This is a genomic window from Mycoplasma amphoriforme A39 (genome assembly GCA_000723365.1).
GTDB classification, from domain to species: Bacteria; Bacillota_I; Bacilli_A; order Mycoplasmatales; family Mycoplasmoidaceae; genus Mycoplasmoides; species Mycoplasmoides amphoriforme.
Window position 1 is genome coordinate 473,185 of the sequence record HG937516.1, and the last position, 17,962, is coordinate 491,146.

Consider the following 17,962-nt stretch of genomic DNA (forward strand, 5'->3'; position numbering starts at 1 on the left):
TTTAAAAAATGATCCATTTGATTAATCGGAGTGATAAAAAAATACTAAATTAAAAATTAATTAGATAACTTTTTATCTATCTTTAACTTTTGTTTTGTCATAAAATCTTGTCACTTTTTAATTTTTTGATAATTTTTAGTTTTTTTTGTCGTTATTATATTTTTAGAATTTATAATATCATGGATATATCTTGATTTGCGATGCCAATTAGGCAGTTTTTGTAATAAATTATGAAGGATAAACGTATGGTTCAAAAAAAAGACAAAAGTGGTTCAAGTACTGTAACTGCTAATAAAGCGGTGAGGAAAAGTGCAGTTAATAAAAAAACCGAACAAAAAACTAGTCCAGCAGTAGTTGATCTTAATGGCAACTTCAAAGAAGTGTCACAAAAAGGTTTGAATGATTTATCTTATTCAGATTATTACAAAAACTACGTTTCTGTTAAAAAAACCAAACCCAAAAGAGTTGTAAGTTCCAATTTGGTGGCTCAAAAAAACCAACCGGAACGGCTTTTTGATTCGCCACAACCTATTAGTTATACGCATGAAGTGGCTACTGATCCATACAGTAAATATTTTCAACAACCCGGCCAAGAAACGATTGACGTTATGCCACGTTCGGTTAAAAATGAGCCAACGCAACGGGTTTTTTCTGAACCTAGTCATGTTGTCCCGCCAATGCGGTTTCATTCACAGAACAACCCTTATCCGGCAAATCCCAGCCAAAACTACCACCACACATCCTTTCCGCACCAACGCCCGTTAAACCAGCATTACTTTAGTAATCAACAAAGACCATTTGCGGTGGTACCACCTTACCAGTTTTATCGAAACCCTAATCCTAACGTTTTTTATCCTAATCAAAATTTCAATGTTGCTGGTTTTAACCCACCGTATTACAATCCCTTACCTTACTTTGGACCAAATAATCACTTTCGGCCACAAAACCAGTTTGCTAATCAAGTTAACCACTTTTCGCCCCAACCATTAGGATATCATCAACCACTACCTTACCAAGTTGGTCACCGCTTAACTTTTCCAACTTACACTAACCATCCCAACCATGCTTTAGTTCCATCAAATACAACCGATATTTGGGACAGTCCAAGCACCAAGCAGTTATTAGATTTTGATCCATATGAACCAACAGCTCATGGTGCTAAAACTAATCGGCAAGAATCTAAAAACAGCTTGGTTGTTGCTAATCAAACTGATCAAAAAGATCAAATAGCTCGCTTAATTGATGTATTCCAAAGCCATGCTGCAGCCCAACAAGTAATGATGGAGCGTCAACAATTCCAAATTGAACGCCAGCAAGAAATGCTAGAGCGGTTACAAACTCGTTTGCTTGAGCAAAATGATGCTAGTGATTATGCTTTAACAGCACATCATGGCGAACCAGATGTTGAGGCGGTCGATTTTTTAGACGTTAATGAGCAAAAAAAATCGATTCTTGCTTCAGTAACGCCTGTTGACTTTAAAGTTGATGACATTAAACTCGAAAAGCCTCCGGTTGTTAGCACACCACAAGTTTCGAAAGTGACCATTGCCGATGCTAATTTAAAACCAAGTTTATCTGCATCTGATGTTAAAGAACTAATTGATTTAGCATTGAACGAAAAACTTGCAGCCTTAGAAAAAAAGCATCAACAAGAAAATCATTTAGAAACTTTTGTATCCGCAGTAGAAGTTAAAAATGAACCAGAAACAATTGAGTTATTAGAAGAGTTTGATCAATCTTTTGGTAAACAAGATGATTTTAAAAAACCTGATGAATTAGTTAACTATAGCGATTTTGCACAGCCTAGCGACCATGCTTTAACCGATCCTTTATATGAAGAATCAATTACTAAACCAGGAGATAATGCTGATCCCTATACTGATTTAGTTGTTGATGACTTGAGCGAGTCGTTTGCGGGATTTCAAGATTTTGAAAAAAGTAGCATTGATGACGTTAAAATCTTCCAAAAAAAAGAAGTCAAGCAAGAAGCAGACAAACAACCGGAAGTTCAAGAAGACATAGAACAATTCATTGCAGATGAAAGTCTTGCAGTTGATTTAAAAGTTGAAGAAGGCGAAGTTACTTTTAACACTGATCAAACTGCACCAATGGTTAGTCAAAAACAAAATCCAAGTAAGCGTTTTTGGGAAGCACTAGTTGGCGAGGTTGAATATGGTTACTACAATAACAAGTCATGAAATTGAATTGGACGTTTTGACCGTTTACGAAATTGAATTCCTTACAAAACACCCGATGAAGCACCAAAAATTCCATCAATTCATGCAACTTTAATTCAAACTAAAATTGATAGCGAAACGTTTTGAAAAAAACTAGTTGACAACCCCGATTATGGACACCGTGAAAACGGTATTTGGGTCTGAGATGGTGTTTTTGATCAAAACTTTAATTGAATTCCTAATCCTACTTTGGATAAGCAGTGTGACGTTTTTGAAGAAGTTAAACCAGTTATTGATTTAACCAAGAAAGAAGCAGTTAATAACAACGAATTATATGCTCACCTGATTGGTGATGAATATTATGGTTATTATGATGATGACCACACTTGAGTTTGAACTGGTTCATTCACGCTAGATGGAACTTTTATTCCCGATAATCGTATTAGTAATTTTCAACCTGTATTACCAGAAAATTTTGGTAAACCTAAAACTTCAAAAACCCCATTAATAAATGATTCATTTAAAGATCCAGTGTTTAATGTGGTGGATGCAACAAATGAACGATCCGAAGAGCCAAAAGTTAGTGATTTATTTCAATATGACATTGTTGTTGATTCCAAGCAAACTGATTTTGGAACTACTGATCATTCCGAATACTTAGTAGTTAATGATTCTGAAACAATCGAGTTTAACAAAAAAACAAATCTGTTAGAAGCAGATCTTCATCATGATCATGACCATGATATTGATGTTTTTACATATCTACCTGCTGAAACCACTGATATTGGCTTTGAACCTTCCCAAACTGACGCCCTGCCAACTTTTAACGTAAGTGCTGAACCATTAGTTGAACCTGATAAGCCAAGCATTTCACTAAAAGATGAGCCAATCCCACAAATTGATACTAGTCAGTTACCGTTCTGATCCCGGTTTGAAGGTAACCCGGCTTATGGTCACTATGATGCTGATCACAACTGGGTTTGGGACGGCTATTTTGATGATGATGAAAAATGACATGATGACGGTGCGGTTGTTGAATATGACCCAGAACAATTACCAGTAATTAGTCAGCCTGCTCCTAGTGTTCAACCAACAACTGATGAAGTCAACCGCATCATTAATTTTGAAATAGTTGAACAAAATGAATCGGTTAGTTTTGACATTAGTGCCTTTGAACCGTCTAAACCTGTTTTAAAACTTAGTGAAACCAAAAAAACTGAACCAATTAAAACAACTAGCGAACATGATCGCATTATTAATTTCGACATCGTGGAACAAGGTGCTTCCACTGGTTTTGACTTAGCGGCTTTTGAACCTTCAAAACCAATTTTGAAATTAGAGGAATCTAAAAAAACCGGTCCCATTCAAACACCAGTAAGTTATGAACCTGATGAAATCATTCTTGTTGAAGAAAAAAAGATTAGCCAGCCACAGCAACCATCGTTACTTCAGTTGGTTCAAGAAGCAAAACCTGTTGTTTTTAACAAGCAAAAGACTAATGACGCTACCGAACAAGAATTAGAATTATCGACTAGCCGAGCAACTTTAACAGAACTACCGATTGCAAAAAATCTTGAAGAACCAGTTAGTTTAGTTGAAATAAAAGACAGTAGTGCAGTTTCTTTTATTAAATCTGAAAAACCCAAAGTTGTTAATGAAATTGCATCATCTCCTAGTTTAATGATTTATGAACATAAGGATTTACTTGAAAACCATCAAGTTTTTTCAAATATCAATAAACCAATTGAAGACGAACCACTTCTAGTCCACGTTGAAGAAAGTATCATTCCGTCTGTTCCAATTGAAGTTGAGTCAAATGAACCACTTGAAACGATCGCTGCTTTCGAACCGGAAACATTTGATGATTACGTCCCACCAGTACAAATGCAACCTACTGAGGAAATCAGTATTGATGTGGATTTGGTTGATGATGTCGTTGAAGAAAGCACAACCGAAGAGCCATACGAACCGGTTATTTTTTTAGTTAACGATGAACCTTTAATGAAAGCTGGTGCACAATTTGAAAGTCTTGCCCAAGCCGAACAAGAAGCCAAAAAAGCAGCACTTTTTAAAAATGGCGTACCAACATTTTATCCTGAAGAATTTGTCGAGTTTGCCGATGAACAACTTGTAGCAGTTGATGATTATCAAGAAGAGCCTGTCTCTGTCATTTTACAAGAACTTGAAAATATTGGAATCGAAGTAACTGTTGAACGAGACTTCGCACCTGATATTATTGAACAAACACCAACAACTTTTACACAAGAACTTGAAAATTCTGCTATGGAAGAAGTTGATCCAGCAGTTCAGGCTGATCTCCAAGAGGTTGAGAATGTTCCAGTTGAGGTTTTACACGAAGATCTTAACGAAACAAGCATGGATGAAAGTGATGAAGCTGTTGCTAAAGATGGTGAAACTAATGCTTCTTTCTGGGAAAAATTTGTGGGCAACCCTCATTATGGTCATGTCAATGCGGATAATGAATGAGTTTGACATGGTGCTTTTGACGAAAACGAAAATTTTGTTTTATTTGATGAGTATGCAACACAACAAGAACAAACTGCTGGTGCAACAGCAGAAGAAGCTATATCGCCTTTCTGAACGCAATTTATCGGTAATAGTGCATACGGTCATTATGATGAAAATCATCAATGGCAATGGGATGGCTCGTTCCAAGACGACAAGGAACATACTTGAATTCCTGACCAAAAAATGCAAGATGCCCAAGAAACTATTGTTGAACGTGAACCAATAGTAGATAATGAGAATTCTGTTGCAACCCAATCTGAACTAGAACCAACGCATCGTGAAGAATTTAACGAACCACAAGAAGTAAGCGTTGAACCATCTGACATTGCTGAACCACGATTTGATCAAGATCTTCCTAATTCTGAAGATTCAAGTCAGCCTGAAGAAACCATTGATGAACCAAACTTCGAATCTGGTTTGGCTGCCAATGAGCCAGAAAGTGCTGATGCGGAAGAAGTATTCTGAAGCAAATTTGTGGATGATCCAAATTATGGTCACTATGATGAAAATGGTGAATGGGTTTGAGATGGTTATTTCGAAGATGATGAACAACACACTTGGGTGCACAATGAGCCACAGGATGAAGTTGAATTGGGTCACCAAGAAGCGGATTTTACTGAACCACGATTTGATCAAGATCTTCCTAATTCAGAAGATTCAAGTCAGCCTGAAGAAATCATTGATGAACCAAACTTTGAATCTGGTTTAATCAACGATGACGCATTATTAACTAAAACCCAATCATTGGATAACGAACTAAGTGCGATGACTCCAGAAACCGAAGAGCCAGTCGCTGAAGCAATTGACGGACCAAACTTCGCATCTGGTTTAGCAGCCAATGAGCCAGAAAGTGCTGATACTGAAGAAGTATTCTGAAGCAAATTTGTGGATGATCCAAATTATGGTCACTACGATGAAAATGGTGAATGGGTTTGGGATGGTTATTTCGAAGATGATGACAACCATACATGAGTTTCTAACAAACCTGAGTCTGAAACTTTACCAAAAACAAGCGCAGAAGCATTAGCAACAGAAGCAAAAGATACTATCGAAGGTCTGGATGAAGTTAGTGAAAGTACAGAACCAGTAAAGCAAGTTGAAGCAAGTGAAAATGAAGTAGCGATTGAGGCCATTGAAGGTGAAAACTTCATTACCGCTGATGAAAATGGCGAAATCGATTTCGAAAAATACGTTGGCAATGAAAACTTTGGTTACTACGATGATCGTGAAGAATGACAGTGGTACGATGGTGATTTTGATGAAGATGGCAATTGGTTTGTGTACGAAAAAGACGATAGTGAAGTTGAAAACTACGATGTTACTAAAGATATTCCTGTACTAAAAGATGTAGGAACGAGTCGAATTGATGCTGATGACTGATTATCCAAGTTTGATGGAAATTCAGCTGATGCGTTATTTAATGATAAATATTCAGAGTAATAATTAATTAAAGATAAATAAAAAAAGCAAGTCTCAACCATCGACTTGCTTTTTAATTAATATGGCGCGCCCGATAAGACTTGAACTCATAACCTTCTGGTCCGAAGCCAGACGCTCTATCCAATTGAGCTACGGGCGCATATATTATACTATATTATAACTTTTTTATACTAAAATGCTTAAAAACTAAATATTATTTTTAACCTGAACTTTGATTACATTCATAAACTTTCCAGATTGAACGATAAAAATTTATGAATCTTATTTTTTCAAAGATAGATATTAACCTTTTCCCAATCGTTTTAAATTTCATTTTTTGCATACAGTAAATATAAAAGTGTGGCAATTATACCCATTGGCAAAAGTCTTGCTAAGAAGGTTAAAAATTTATATTTACTACCGACTGCTGTTTTTATTAACATATTTCTTTTTTTAAGTTGTTGACATAAGGCTTTTGCAACAATTGTTGGACTAGCACCATGTTGTTTTTCTTCTTTTTCCATCTTTGTAATTGACGCCTTAACACGCTTGGCATACTTATCTTCGCCATGATAATTAGTATGCTGTGCTCTAGTGTTAGAAAAATTGGTACGCGTATCGCCAGGCATGATATTACAGATTTGAATGTTTTCTTTATTTAAAACGGGCATAAGCATTTCGGTATAAGCATCAATTAAGGTTTTTGTTAAAGCGTATCCGCACTGAAACGGAATCGCAAAGGTTCCAGCGACACTACCAATATTGAAAATTCTTCCTGACGTCTTTTTTAAATAAGGTATTGCAATCTTAATAATTTTTAAAGCTGCAATTAAATTAACTTCTAGCATTTGGTTAAACTTGGTTTCGTCCATCATTGCTAATGCTCCGCTTATTCCATATCCAGAGTTATTAATTACTAAATCGATCGAGCGGTGTTGTTCAAAAATCTTTTGAAAACAAGAAGTTACTAATTGGTCATTGGTAATATCACATTCTAAATAAGTAATTAATGTGTTTTCTTTTGCTTTGCGCGATAAAGAATAAACCGTTCAGTTATTTTGAGCAAGTGTTTTGGCAATTTCATAACCAATGCCACCTGACGCTCCCGTAATAATTGCTACTGGCTTGGCAACTCTTGCAATACGAATATTATTATTTTTAATAATTGGTTTTTTATTTAGAACTTGTAAGTAATAAATATTTTTAGGTAAATTATTAATCAATTTCATTGTTTTTCTTAAGGATAATAATTTTTTTAAAAAGGACTCATAGAAATAATCATTTTCCTGATAGTAACACGCGTGAATTTGTGGCAGATATGGCTTCATTTCGATTCTCAATCCTTGTAAGAAACCTAAAACGTAATTATTAAAAATTACATTTTTTAAAGGATCTAAATGATCAAATGCAAGGTTAACAATTAGTTTAACCGGTTTATCTTTAAATCCAGCAAGGATGGTCTTTACATGCGTATTAAACCTTAGAATTGCTTCATGCATGGATGATAGATCACTATTTTCAATTAGACTTGCTGATAATTTTGGCGGCTTTAAAGATAAGATGACGTGACTAATTTCATAATTAGCAAAAGCTGTTAAAATTTTTTCTTTAATTTGTTCACGATTTTCAAAATCACACGTTAAACGATTGGTATTATCTAACCGATCATTAGATGTTGCTGTAATAATCACTGGTTCCATTTGAAGAGCACGAATGGTTTTAATGATTGTTGGCTCGAGATTAAGGTCGTCATTTATTAAAATTACCCTTGATGTTTTTACCATGTTTTTCTCCTTCAATGCAAGTAAGCAACTACTAATTTGCTTTGGCAGATTTGCCAAGTTAAATAATTAAATTGTAATGATAAATTGACTAGTTTATTGATGTAAATGGTCATTTACATGTTTTTCATTAGCAACTATAATTTTATAACAATTTGATTAAAAACCTAATTTCCATTCTGAAAACAATTAAACTATATTAGCTTATCAATTAATATGAGATTTGCAATTATTTTTGAAGTTATTTTAATAAGGCAATTTGTGACAAAATAAACTAAATTTACTAGAGTTTTTAGTGAATTATGGTATTAGTGGGTGAGTTTTATTTAAAAAATTAATTTTAAAACGTCATTAATATTTATTAATTGATCTCATTTATTTTGGTATTAATTTTTATTTATTAAACTAATAAATTCTAAATTTATTGCTGGTGAGTCAAGCACCAAATGTAGGTTGCTTTAATGATTAAATGTTCATTATTAACAGCAAAGGTTATCACTATTTTATAGACAAGAAACCAAATACGATTGATGTGAATTAAACCAAATACGATTGATGTGAATTAAAAGGTAAATCTAATTTAATAACTATATATTTTATAATTATTTTAACGAGAAGATTTCAAGTAGTTAGGAGTTAACAAATGACCCCACATATCAATGCAAAACCCAATGATATTGCCAAAGTAGTTTTAATGCCAGGTGACCCGTTGCGAGCTAAATGAATTGCCGAAACTTTTTTAACAAATTTTCGGTGTGTTAATGAAGTTCGCGGTATGTTAGCGTTTACTGGAACTTATAAGGATAAAGAGGTTACGGTTATGGCCCATGGGATGGGCATCCCTTCAGTTGGCATATATTCGCATGAATTAATGCATTTTTATCATGTTGACGTTGTGATTCGCGTTGGTTCTTGTGGGGCGTTAAAAAAAGAACTAAAACTAGGTGATTTAATCATTGCCGATGAGGCTTATAGTGAATCGTCATATGCTAAACAGATTCAAGTTCTTACAACTAACAATCGCCTTAGTGCTACTAAAGAATTGGTTGAGTTAGCCCAAACCAAAGCACAAGAATTGAAAATAGAAACCCAAACCGGAAGAATTATTTCTGAAGATTCTTTCTACCAAACTTTGTATACAGCAACTGACATGGTTGCCAAGCACAATGCTTTAGCAGTTGAAATGGAAGCATTTGGCTTATATGCGAATGCAATTAAAAACCAAAAACAAGCCCTCACTTTGTTAACGGTTAGTGATTCTTTAGTTTCTGGCGAAATGCTCTCAGCCCAAGAACGTCAAACTTCATTCAAAAACATGATGATGTTGGCCTTAGAAATAGCACATACATCACTAAATAAGTAAAATTAACATTGAAAAGTAATCAAGAAAACCACATTATGACTCAGTATAACGAATACATTGACCATACCTTATTACGTGCTGATGCATCACCTGATGAAATTAGTAAATTATGTAACGAAGCGATCAACTATAATTTTTTTTCAGTTTGTGTGAACCCATCGTATATTGCTCTTGCCAAAGAAAAACTTGCTGGTTTCAATATCAAAATATGTACGGTAGTTGGCTTTCCTTTAGGTCAAACTTTTACTAAACAAAAAGCATATGAAACAAAAACTTCAATTCGGGCTGGAGCAGATGAAATTGATATGGTCATTAATATTGCCGAACTTCGTAATCAATGTGCTTGTGTTGTTGATGAAATTCGGAAACTCAAAAAGATTTGTGGCAAAAGAATTTTAAAAGTTATTTTAGAAACGGCATTATTAACTGATAAGGAAATTGAACTCGGTTGTTTAGCGGCTTTAGAAGGTGGGGCTGAATTTGTTAAAACATCTACTGGTTTTTCAACTCGTGGTGCATCGTTAGACGACATTAAATTAATGAAAAAAATTGTGCAGGATAAAATTTTAATTAAGGCGGCTGGTGGTATTAAAACCGCGAAAGAAATGATCACCATGATTGAAGCTGGTGCGAATCGTATTGGCACTTCACAAGGTGTGACTTTAATGAAAGAATTGCAACAAATTTAAAGGCGTAATGATGAATTTTATTGATTTAATTGAACGCAAAAAACACAAAAAACCGCTTAACGAAAAACAAATTCAATTTTTCATTAACAATGTGGTTAATAAAACCTTACCAGATTATCAAGTTAGTGCTTTTTTAATGGCACTTTGGTTTAATGGTTTGTCTACCAACGAATTATATTTTTTAACAAAGGCCATGATTGCATCTGGTGAAACCGTTTCATTCCATCCTAAGTATCAAAAACCAATAGTTGATAAGCATTCCACTGGGGGCATTGGCGATAAGGTGACAATTGCTTTAGCGCCAATTTTGACGTGCTTTAACCTTGGTGTTGCCAAACTTTCTGGACGTGGCTTAGGATTTACTGGTGGCACAATTGATAAACTTGAAGCGTTAAGCATAAATACTGATATTACCTTAGAAAATGCTAAAAAAATTCTTCAAGACCATGACATGTTTATTATGGCCCAAACTGATAATTTAGTTCCCGCTGACCGCTTTCTATATGCCTTGCGTGATGTTAGTGCAACTACTGATTCTTTACCTCTAATAGCAGCATCAATTTTATCCAAAAAGTTTGCTTTAAAAACTGACTATATTTTTATTGATATTAAATACGGGAAAGGTGCGTTTTGTAAAACATCAAAAATTGCTCAAAGCCTTGGGGAGATGATGGTTAGTATTGCTAAGAAGTTTCATCGTAACGTCAAGTATGAATTAAGCGATATGAATCATGTTCTAGGCAAGACAATTGGTAACGCCATTGAATTTAAGGAAGCAGTTGATTATTTAAGAAATGATTTAAATTTGGTTGGTAGTGATTTTCAAAAATTAATGGAAAAAATCGTTGCTAATATTTTATTAGCTACCAAACAAGTTAAAAATCGTAACGAGGCCATTGAACAACTAAAAAAAGTTCTAAAATCGAAAGAAGCCTTTAATAAATTGTGTGCTTGGGTAAACAGCCAGAATGGTAACGCAAAAACAATCATCAACAATAATTTTTTTCATCCGAAACATGAAGTTGTAATTAAGGCAGAAAAATCTGGTAAAGTTAATTACATTAGTCCAATTGCTTTAGCTGAAATTGGTATTAGTTTGGGTACAGGTCGAAAAGTGAAAACCGATGTTATTGATTTTCAAGCCGGTTTGTATTTGCATGTTAAAGACAACGAAAGGGTTCAAAAAAATCATCCAGTTTTAACTTTATATTCATCCACACCAATTAGTAGTACAATCATTAAGAATGCTAGTTGTTTAATTAAAATTAATTAGGAAATTTATGGATTATAATTGCCAAAAGGATCGTTATTTTTTAAAGCTTTTAGAAATTAAAAAAAGTGCTTATGCCCCGTATTCCAATTTTCATGTTGCTTGCATTTTAGAAACTAATAAAGGTTGGTTTTACGGCGTAAACGTTGAAAATGCGGCCTATCCAGCCACTTTATGTGCAGAACGGAACGCGATCGGATCGATGATTACTAATGGTGCTTCAAAAATTTTAAGAATCTGGATCCTAACTGATTCTAAGCAAACTAATGGTACAGCTTGTGGTCTTTGTCGTCAGGTCATCAGTGAGTTTGCTGATCCTAAAGCACAAGTAACTACTTATAACATCTTGGGTCAAAAAACGGTTGCGACCGTTGCCGAAATTTTACCAAATAATTTTAGTCCATTAGCCATGAGTAGCAATCACAAGGAGTAAAGATGATATCCGAACTAATCGTAAACCGATGATTAAATCATCCTAAAGTTGGTCAAAAGTTAAAAAACCAAATTTTAGCAATGGATGCTAACGAACTAAAGACTGCATTTGATTTGGCTCCATTGGTTTTTGGTACAGCTGGAATTAGAAGCAAAATGGGTCCAGGAACCCAGTATTTAAATGAATTTACTTACCGGCAAATTGCTTTAGGATATGGCTTATTTTTAAAAAAGAAATATCCCGCTCAACAAATTAATATTATTGTGGCTCATGATAACCGCAATCATGGGGTTTTCTTTAGTAACGTGGTGACTGATGTGTTAACATCACTTGGCATTAATGTGCTTTTATATGATAATAATCAACTAGTGGCTACCCCGATTGTATCTTATACCATTCGCAAATTAGGCTCCCACGGGGCGGCCATTATTACTGCTAGCCATAATCCAAAAACCGACAATGGCTTTAAAGTTTATGATTCCACTGGTGGCCAAATCTTAACCGAAGATTGTTTAAAAATCGTTGAACTAATGCCACCTGCCGATTTAATTTTGGACTTAGAAATTAATGCTAATAATGCTTTAATTACTTTTATTAGTGATGCGATTTTTGATGAATATTTTAAGGCGATTAGTCAAGTTTTAATTAACACTGATTGCCAATTATTGAAACATGACAAAATTATTTTTAGTGGTCAACACGGAACTGCTAGTAAATTATTACCGCAATTTTTAAAACGCTTGGGCTACACTAACATCATTCCGGTTGTTGAACAATGTGAATATGATGGTGATTTTACCCATACTAAATCACCAAATCCCGAAAATCTTGTTGCGTGGGAATTATCAATCAAATATGCTAATTTTCATAACGCGAATGTCATTATTCAACTAGATCCAGATGCGGATCGTTTTGCAATTGCTGTTCGTAAAAACCATGATTGAAGGTTTTTTACAGGTAACGAAATGGGCATCATTTATACTTACTACATGCTTAAAACGAAAAAGTTTACTAAACCCCCATTTATTGTATCTTCTTATGTTTCCACGAATTTGGTTGACCGAATGATTCAAAAATATGGCGGTCAAGTTTATCGCACAGCAACTGGGTTTAAATCAATTGGTGCAAAAGTGACCGAAATTGGTGAACGTGAGGATTTTGTTGTTGCTTTTGAAGAAGCAATCGGGGCTTTAAATTCGTTAATCGGACGCGATAAGGATGGCTTTCAAGCCGCAGCATTAACGTTAGAAATTTACTATCATGCCAAGCAATTTCACCACATGGATTTAGTTGATTTTTTAGAAACATTAATTTATGCTGAATTTGGTAATATTTATAACGATACGATTGCTTTTACGTTTAAAGAACTAAATTGGAAAGATCTAGCCAAAAAACGCATGGAAAAGCTTTTACACTATTCGTCTAATCAAATCGCAAGCCGGAAAATTACTCGTATTGAGTGAAACGAAGTTGGCGGTTGCATTGATTGATTGTTAGATGGTGATTCTTGGTTAAGGTTTCGTACTTCGGGAACCGAGCCGAAATTTAAGATTTATTTTAATCTTTATGGTGATCAATTAATTAAGTTAAAGCAAGAAGCGATGGATATTGAAAAAGAATTAAAGACAATTTTAGATCTATAAAGATAGGATTATTATGAAAAAACGAATTATTATTGGCAATTGAAAGACGAATAAAACGCAAGCTGAAGTTCAAGCGTTTTTTGCCGAAGTTAACCCGGTTTTACTAGAAAAGAAACATGCGAATTGATGTGGTGTTGCCCCTGTTTTTATTCATTTACCTTTAGTGTTATCGTTAGCGAAAGGACAAATGGTAACCGTTGCTCAAGATGCCAATTTTATTAGCACTGGCGCTTATACGGGAACAGTTAGTTATTCGCAATTGAAAGACCTTGGTGTTAATACAGTAATTATTGGGCACTCCGAGCGCCGGGAGTACTATCACGAAACTGATGCCATTGTTAATCAAAAGATTAATGCTTTGTTAACAAATGGTATGACGCCAATTTTGTGTATTGGTGAAACTAATGCTCAGTTTGAAGCCAATGTGACAGATAGTGTTTGTGCAAGTCAATTAGAAAAAGCCATTCATGGGGTTGATCAACGATATTTAGATCAATTAATTATTGCTTACGAACCAATTTGGGCGATTGGAACTGGAAAAACGGCAACTGCCGAAATTGCTGAAAGTACCATTAAAAAAATTCGCCTGCATTTGTCAAAATTAACGAATGATACTCTTGCTAAAAAAATTCCGATTTTGTATGGTGGTTCAGTCAAGCCAAACAATATTGAATCACTAATGGCCCAACCAAACATTGATGGGGCTTTAGTTGGTGGAGCATCTTTAAGTGCTAAAGATTTTTTAAGTTTACTAGGAGATCAATAGTTTTTTATGGCTTGTAATAACCGCAAAGTTTTATTAATGATTTTGGATGGCTATGGCGTTTGCAAAGAAGTTAAAGGGAATGCGGTATTAAATGCAAAAACTCCCCATTTAGATCGCTTACAATCTGCTGAATTTCCCCACACTTTGCTTGCCGCTTCTGGACAAGCGGTTGGGCTACCAGAAGGACAAATTGGCAATTCGGAAGTTGGTCATTTGAACATTGGTGCTGGTAGAATTATTTACACAGGGCTATCATTAATTAATAAAGCAATTAGTGATCACTCTTTTTACGAAAATCTTGCTTTAAACCAAGCTGTTGCTCACACAAAAAAACACGATTCAAAATTGCATGTGATGGGTTTAGTTTCCCACGGTGGGGTTCATAGTTTACTAAATCACATCGTTGCAACTTTAAAATTAGCACACCAAGCTAGCGTAAGAACGGTTTTACATATTTTCGGCGATGGTCGGGATGTTCCGCCAGAATCATTGTTGCACGATCTTGAACAATTATTACCAACTTTGAAAGAATTAAATGTAACCATTGGCATGATTTCTGGTCGGTATTATGCGATGGATCGCGACCAGCGCTGGGAGCGTATTGATCTAGCTTATGATGCCTTATTACATGGTGCACAAATTACTTTTAATGATCCAATTCAATATATTAAAGAATCATATGCTAAAAATGAATCGGATGAATTTATCAAACCTGCTACTAATGCCGTGACTGATTTGCAAACAATTACTTTGCAAGATCATGATGCAGTTGTGTTTGCTAACTTCCGTCCGGATCGTGCTCGGCAATTAAGTCACTATATTTATGGTTCAAACTACTATCAAGTTCAACCAAAAATGCGTCGCGATGGCTTATTTTTTGTAACGATGATGCAATATGAAGGTATTGTCCCTTCAGCCGTTGCGTTCCCGCCTGAAACTTTTAAAAATACCTTAGGTGAAGTTATTGCTAATGCTGGTTTAAAACAATTAAGAATTTCTGAAACCGAAAAATACGCCCACGTGACTTTCTTTTTTGATGGCGGTAAAGAAGTTGATTATCCAAAGGAAACTAAAAATTTAATTCCTTCCAATCGTAGTGTGCCAACATACGATTTAGTTCCTCAAATGTCTTGTAAAGAAATTACTGACGCTTTACTTCCTACTCTTGGTAAGTACGAGCTAACTGTTTTGAATTACGCTAATCCTGATATGGTTGGTCATACAGGTAAATACTTACCTACGGTTCAAGCACTGGAAATGCTTGATGTGCAAATAGGTCGGGTTATTGATGCATGTATTCAAAATAATGTGACTTTATTTTTTACTGCTGATCACGGTAACGCTGAAGTGATGCTTGATGACAAAAATGAGCCAGTAACTAAGCATAGCACTAACCCCGTTCCTTTTACTTGTACTGACAAAAATATTAAATTACTCGATGGTGGTAAGCTAGCAAACGTCGCTCCAACTATTTTAGACTACATGGAAATTGAAATTCCTAAAGAAATGGACGAAAAATCAATTCTTGTAAAAAATAATTAAGCAAGTTTAGTTTTCCTTATCTTCTATTTGCATGAAAACTTTATTTTCATTTAATTGAATTTAGGAAAATACTGGAATAATTCCAATTTTTTTTAAAAACATTTACCATCTTAATACAGGTTGGATTGAACACTAATCACAAAAAATAACTGTTGTTATTTTACATCAGGATTTATTACGAAAAAATCGATGAATCGATATTCAATAATGACTAAATAGAAAGCAAAAAACCAATGATTAACATTGGTTTTTTTATAAGTTTTATTTTTTTGTACAAGACTATGCTAAATCTTATTTCGCAACCATATATTTTTCTGGATGTTCTGTTTTCATTTTGGCGATAAATTCATCTTTATCCAATGAACCGTATTTATTCATTAATTGGACACATTCCTGATATTCTTGAAGTGCTCAATTTGCATCTTTGAATCCAGTGACAACAACTCATTTTTTTTGTAATAATTTATATGTTTCAAAAAAATTCTGAATTTCATCTAACAAGTGTTTGCTTACATCTTTTAAATCTTTAATATGTTCATACCTTGGGTCACAAGCAATTACGCCAATTAATTTCGTATCAGTTTCCCCGTTATCAATCATTCCCATTGCTCCAATAATTCTTGTTGGAACAATTACCCCCGAAATAAAGGGTTGGTCACTAATGACTAAGCAGTCAAGTTCATCGCCATCCCAATCTAGCGCTTCTTTGATGAAACCATAGTTTTGTGGATAGTAATTGGCACCATATAAAATTCGATCAACAGTGATTTGTTTTGTTTTTCGGTCATATTCATATTTAACATTTGAATGTTTAGGAATTTCTACTGTTATGTTTAATATAATGTTTTTTTCCATAAATTAATCCTTATAGGTTTTACTAATTATAAAACATCATTCTAATTTATTATTTGTGGGTGAATTTTAAATAATATTATAAGTTTAATAAAATCATGCTTTTATTTAGGTTACCTAGGCGTTTATTTTTATTTTCTAAAAGATTTTCTAATATATTAAATTAGTTGGTTAAAATTACAAACAGATTGACCGTAAATTAAAATACCCCCCAGAGTTTAATTGCAAACCCTAACTAGAAAGGAATTCCATAATGGTTAACATCTTTTAAACGAATGTCGGAATTAGTGGAAATAATAATGGGTTTTTTAAGAGACATAATTGCAATATCTAATTCAATATATATATATACACCCGAATCATTATTGATAATATCAGCCAGAAATATATCTGCTGATAAAACAACTTATTTATTTTTTTAAATTTTTTTTGGAGATAGCGGACTTGATTTGTTCTTGTTAAACGATTGCTCGATCAAAGCAAAGCTTGGATTTTAAAATTTTTCATTCTAATCAACGCTGGCTCCTTTAACTAGTTAAATAATCTCGTGCTAAATATAGTTTTATTCTTTCATTTTTCATTAATTTTAAACTTTATAAGACAAAAAATATGATCATTTTTTATTTTTAAATGGGATGAATTGGTAAGTTAAAATAAGCCATTTTTTGTGAAAATTAATTAATTTTTAAAACTTATTATGTTGAAATAAATCGTTGAAATTTTTAGTTATCAAGCGTTCAATTTATAAGTTGAAACAACATTGGTTTTTTATTCTATTAAAGAACAAATAATAAATTTATGCATCTAGGTGTTAACTATAATATTCATGTTATATAATTGATTTGCTTTTATGGTTATAAATCCATTTCGAAAGGTTTTCTTACATCTATGAACAATAAAGTGCTTGTTTTAAAATCATCAATGATGCCGGACACTGATTCATTCTCAACACATTTGCTAAACAAATTTTTGGAATACTATAAGGCTAAAAATCCAACCGATGTTGTTGAAATTATTGATTTAAATAATCTACCAATGGCTGCAAAAACGATGACTAGTGGCAATTTGGCTATGTATTGAAATGACGCAGATAGCGATAAATATATTGAACAACTAAAAAGTGTAAATAAAGTTGTAATCTCTTCACCAATGACAAACTTTGGTATTCCAGCAACTTTAAAAAACTATATTGATCATATTTCTGTCGCAAATAAAACTTTTTCTTATAAGTACTCAAAAAAAGGCGAAGCAAAAGGGCTATTAGGTAATTTAAAGGTTCAAATATTAACAACCCAAGGAGCACCATTTGGATGATACCAATGGGGAAATCATACGGAAAATTTACGCGGAATTTGGGATTTTTTAGGAGCTAATGTTGTCGAACCACTTTTATTAGCCAGCACTAAAGTAACTTATGCTAATAAAAAACCAGAAGATGCAATTAAGGACTATGATGCTCGTATCAAATGAGCTGCTGAACAGTTTTAGAGCACTAATT

Annotated in this window: 11 protein-coding genes and 1 tRNA gene; 9 read left to right on the forward strand and 3 right to left on the reverse strand. The window is 33.9% G+C overall.

Annotated elements, in window-relative coordinates; translation table 4 throughout:
- The first annotated feature begins 245 nt into the window (after positions 1-245).
- On the forward strand, positions 246-6,146 hold the full coding sequence (locus tag ABDB96_RS01845; RefSeq protein ID WP_343251821.1) for an EAGR box-containing protein: 5,901 nt from the start codon (positions 246-248) through the stop codon (positions 6,144-6,146).
- A 62-nt stretch (positions 6,147-6,208) separates the two neighbouring features.
- Here ABDB96_RS01845 and ABDB96_RS01850 read toward each other — a convergent pair.
- Both ABDB96_RS01850 and ABDB96_RS01855 read right to left on the reverse strand, forming a co-directional pair.
- Positions 6,209-6,285: transfer RNA gene (locus ABDB96_RS01850), tRNA-Arg, on the reverse strand.
- Positions 6,286-6,448: 163 nt separating this feature from the next.
- Positions 6,449-7,909, reverse strand: coding sequence for an SDR family NAD(P)-dependent oxidoreductase (locus ABDB96_RS01855; RefSeq protein ID WP_343251822.1), 1,461 nt, complete (start codon positions 7,907-7,909; stop codon positions 6,449-6,451).
- Between the two features lie 640 nt (positions 7,910-8,549).
- Here ABDB96_RS01855 and deoD point away from each other — a divergent pair.
- From deoD to gpmI, 7 genes are read left to right on the forward strand one after another with little or no spacing between them, the layout of a single operon-like run.
- The gene (gene deoD / locus ABDB96_RS01860; RefSeq protein WP_343251823.1) at positions 8,550-9,269 is read left to right on the forward strand and encodes a purine-nucleoside phosphorylase; all 720 of its coding nucleotides are present in this window, start codon (positions 8,550-8,552) and stop codon (positions 9,267-9,269) included.
- 8 nt (positions 9,270-9,277) lie between these two features.
- The gene (deoC, locus tag ABDB96_RS01865; RefSeq protein ID WP_425528238.1) at positions 9,278-9,958 is read left to right on the forward strand and encodes a deoxyribose-phosphate aldolase; all 681 of its coding nucleotides are present in this window, start codon (positions 9,278-9,280) and stop codon (positions 9,956-9,958) included.
- Between the two features lie 10 nt (positions 9,959-9,968).
- Positions 9,969-11,231, forward strand: coding sequence for a thymidine phosphorylase (locus tag ABDB96_RS01870; RefSeq protein WP_343251824.1), 1,263 nt, complete (start codon positions 9,969-9,971; stop codon positions 11,229-11,231).
- A gap of 7 nt (positions 11,232-11,238) precedes the next feature.
- The gene (gene cdd / locus ABDB96_RS01875; protein ID WP_343251825.1) at positions 11,239-11,661 is read left to right on the forward strand and encodes a cytidine deaminase; all 423 of its coding nucleotides are present in this window, start codon (positions 11,239-11,241) and stop codon (positions 11,659-11,661) included.
- 2 nt (positions 11,662-11,663) lie between these two features.
- Complete coding sequence (locus ABDB96_RS01880; RefSeq protein ID WP_343251826.1) at positions 11,664-13,304, forward strand: phospho-sugar mutase; 1,641 nt, start codon at positions 11,664-11,666, stop codon at positions 13,302-13,304.
- 13 nt (positions 13,305-13,317) lie between these two features.
- Complete coding sequence (tpiA, locus tag ABDB96_RS01885; protein ID WP_343251827.1) at positions 13,318-14,070, forward strand: triose-phosphate isomerase; 753 nt, start codon at positions 13,318-13,320, stop codon at positions 14,068-14,070.
- A gap of 6 nt (positions 14,071-14,076) precedes the next feature.
- Positions 14,077-15,612 carry a 2,3-bisphosphoglycerate-independent phosphoglycerate mutase gene (gpmI, locus tag ABDB96_RS01890; RefSeq protein WP_343251828.1) on the forward strand — a complete coding sequence of 512 codons (1,536 nt, stop codon included), beginning with the start codon at positions 14,077-14,079 and terminating at the stop codon, positions 15,610-15,612.
- A 291-nt stretch (positions 15,613-15,903) separates the two neighbouring features.
- Here the strand turns inward: gpmI and ABDB96_RS01895 are convergent, their stop codons facing one another.
- Positions 15,904-16,467: an inorganic diphosphatase gene (locus ABDB96_RS01895; protein WP_343251829.1), complete on the reverse strand. Its 564-nt coding sequence runs from the start codon at positions 16,465-16,467 to the stop codon at positions 15,904-15,906.
- A gap of 885 nt (positions 16,468-17,352) precedes the next feature.
- Between ABDB96_RS01895 and ABDB96_RS01900 the strand changes: the two genes are divergently transcribed.
- Positions 17,353-17,952, forward strand: a complete 600-nt coding sequence (locus ABDB96_RS01900; RefSeq protein WP_343251830.1) for an FMN-dependent NADH-azoreductase — start codon at positions 17,353-17,355, stop codon at positions 17,950-17,952.
- Positions 17,953-17,962 lie beyond the last annotated feature (10 nt).